Raw genomic sequence first — 3,148 nt, forward strand, 5'->3', positions numbered from 1 at the left:
CCTCGAGGCGTCCCGGGCGGACGCGGCGCGCGCCGAGGCGCGGGCCGCCGGTCAGCGTCCGACCGCCTGACCACCCGCCGGCCGGACCCTGCTCAGGTCGGCGACCGCTCGGCGAGACGGTCCGGCGGCCCCGCCCACGGCGCGCGGCTCTGCGTCTACGATCCGAAACGGCACCGGCTCACCCGGTGGTCGCATCACTGCTGCTGCGTCCGGAGGAAATGTGACCCACGAGACCTCGTCCCCGTTGGAGAACCTGCTGGCCGAGAGCCGCAGCTTCCCACCGAGCCCCGAGTTCGCCGCACAGGCCAACGCCCGGTCGGAGATGTACGCCTGGGCGTCGTCGGACCGGCTGGGCTTCTGGGCCGAGCAGGCCCGGTCCCTGCTGAGCTGGGAGACGGACTTCACCGAGGTCCTCGACTGGTCGGGGGCGCCCGTGGCCCGGTGGTTCGCGGACGGCCGCCTCAACGCCTGCTACAACGCCGTGGACCGCCACGTCGAGGCGGGCAACGGCGACCGCGTCGCCATCCACTTCGAGGGCGAGCCCGGCGACACGCGCACGCTGACGTACCGCGAGCTGCAGGTCGAGGTCTCCCGCGCGGCGAACGCGCTGCGGACCCTCGGCGTCGACACGGGCGACCGGGTCGCCATCTACCTGCCGATGATCCCCGAGGCGGCCGTCGCGATGCTCGCGTGCGCGCGCATCGGCGCGGTCCACTCGGTCGTCTTCGGCGGGTTCTCGGCGGAGGCCCTGCGCTCGCGCATCGCCGACGCCGAGGCGGTCGCCGTCATCACGGCCGACGGCGGCTACCGCCGCGGCAACGCGACCGCGCTCAAGCCGGCGGTCGACGAGGCGCTCACGCCCGCACCGGACGGCACCGCGACCTCGATCCAGAAGGTGCTCGTCGTGCGCCGCACCGGGCAGGACGTCGCCTGGACCGAGGGACGCGACGTCTGGTGGCACGAGGCCCTGGCGGCCGAGAGCGACCAGCACGAGCCCGTCGCCGTGGAGGCCGAGCACCCGCTGTTCATCCTCTACACGTCCGGCACCACGGGGAAGCCGAAGGGTATCTTCCACACGACGGGCGGCTACCTCACCCAGTGCGCCTACACGCACCGCAACGTCTTCGACCTCAAGCCCGAGTCGGACGTCTACTGGTGCACCGCCGACGTCGGCTGGGTCACCGGGCACTCGTACATCGTCTACGGGCCGATGGTGAACGGCGCGACCCAGGTCATGTACGAGGGCACGCCCGACACCCCGCACAAGGGGCGCTGGTGGGAGATCATCGCCAAGTACGGCGTGACGATCCTGTACACGGCGCCCACGGCGATCCGCACGTGCATGAAGTGGGGCGAGGACATCCCCGCGCAGCACGACCTGTCGTCGCTGCGGCTGCTCGGCAGCGTCGGGGAGCCGATCAACCCCGAGGCGTGGATGTGGTACCGCCGCGTCGTCGGCGGTGACCGCACGCCCGTGGTCGACACGTGGTGGCAGACCGAGACGGGCGCGATCATGATCTCGCCGCTGCCGGGCGTCACCGCCGCCAAGCCGGGATCCGCGCAGACGCCGCTGCCGGGCATCTCGGCCGACGTCGTGGACGAGGAGGCACGCCCGGTGCCGAACGGCTCGGGCGGCTACCTCGTGCTCACGGAGCCGTGGCCCGCGATGCTGCGCGGCATCTGGGGCGACATGCAGCGGTACGCCGACACCTACTGGTCGCGCTTCGAGAACATCTACTTCGCGGGCGACGGCGCCAAGAAGGACGACGACGGCGACATCTGGCTGCTCGGCCGTGTCGACGACGTCATGAACGTCTCGGGCCACCGCCTGTCGACCACCGAGATCGAGTCGGCGCTCGTGTCGCACCCGATGGTCGCCGAGGCCGCCGTCGTCGGCGCGAGCGACCCGACCACGGGCCAGGCGGTCGTGGCCTTCGTGATCCTGCGGGCCGAGCACCTCGCCAAGGTGGACGAGGAGGGCGAGGGCGCCGACGTCGCCGCGACGCTGCGCGCCCACGTGGCCAAGGAGATCGGGCCGATCGCCAAGCCGCGGACCATCCTCGTGGTCACCGAGCTGCCCAAGACCCGGTCCGGCAAGATCATGCGCCGGCTCCTGCGCGACGTGGCCGAGCACCGCCAGGTCGGCGACGTCACGACCCTCGCCGACTCCTCGGTCATGGACCTCATCAGCGCGGGCCTCAACGCCCCCGCGACGACCAGCGAGGACTGAGCACACCTGCGTCGACGCGACGTGTCCCGTGCCTCGCACCGGGCACGTCGCGTCGCGGGCTGTGGCCCGCCGCTCGGACGACGCCGACGCCCACCGGGGCGCGGTGGACGGTCAGGCCCCGGGGCGCGTCATCGGCACGTGCGGGATGCCGTCCTCGTCGAAGCCGGGGCCGTCGACGACGAAGCCGAATCTGCCGTACCAGCCCGCGAGGTGCTCCTGCGCGTCGAGCCGCACGGACGCGGCCGGGTCGCGCGCGGTGCAGCGCTCGACCCCGCGGCGCATCAGCTCGGACGCGACGCCGCGCACACGGGCGGCGGCCGCGGTCGCCACACGTCCGATGCGCAGGGCACCGTCGGGGTCGCGCAGGACGCGCAGGGTCGCGACGACGACGCCGTCGTCCGCCGCCCAGAGCAGCTCGGCCCCGTCCTCGACGTCACGGCCGTCGAGGTCCGGGTAGGCCGCACCCTGCTCGACGACGAAGACCTCGACCCGCAGCCGGAGGATCGCGTAGAGCGTCGTCGGGTCGATCTGCGCCACGGTCGCGCGGTGGTACGTCAGCACCGGACGACGGTAGCCGCGTCCGGGACGAACCTGCGCGGCGGTGGTGGGATGGGGCCATGACCGCACCCGCACCCCTCCGCGAGGTCCCGCCCGGCACCCGCCTGCCCGACGACGACGTCGCCGCGGTCCGAGCCCTCGCGCGCGCCGCCGAGGAGCACGACGGCATCGAGGCCCTCGGCGAGCAGACGCTGCTCGACCTGACGGCCGACGCGCCCGTGCGGCACCTCCTCGTCGATCCGCCCGCGCACACCGCGCCGTCGCACGGGCGCCACGCGCCCCTGCTCGGCTACGCCGCGGTGCGGCACGACGGCGAGGGCGGCGCCGCCACGAGCGCCGAGCTCGTGGTGGACCCCGCGC

At 73.8% G+C, this 3,148-nt stretch carries 2 protein-coding genes and 1 pseudogene; 2 read left to right on the plus strand and 1 reads right to left on the minus strand.

Features of this window, described 5'->3' with window-relative positions; genetic code table 11:
* Nucleotides 1–220: 220 nt before the first annotated feature.
* Entirely contained in the window at nucleotides 221–2,230 is a 2,010-nt protein-coding gene (gene acs / locus ICW40_RS03755; protein WP_221652497.1) for an acetate--CoA ligase, read from the plus strand.
* Between the two features lie 111 nt (nucleotides 2,231–2,341).
* Here acs and ICW40_RS03760 read toward each other — a convergent pair whose 3' ends face one another.
* Complete coding sequence (locus ICW40_RS03760) at nucleotides 2,342–2,791, minus strand: GNAT family N-acetyltransferase (RefSeq protein WP_221652498.1); 450 nt, start codon at nucleotides 2,789–2,791, stop codon at nucleotides 2,342–2,344.
* Nucleotides 2,792–2,847: 56 nt separating this feature from the next.
* Here ICW40_RS03760 and ICW40_RS03765 point away from each other — a divergent pair.
* A pseudogene (locus ICW40_RS03765) lies at nucleotides 2,848–3,148 on the plus strand (hypothetical protein); the annotation flags it as partial.

Source organism: Actinotalea ferrariae (genome assembly GCF_019733465.1).
Taxonomy (GTDB): Bacteria; Actinomycetota; Actinomycetes; order Actinomycetales; family Cellulomonadaceae; genus Actinotalea; species Actinotalea ferrariae_A.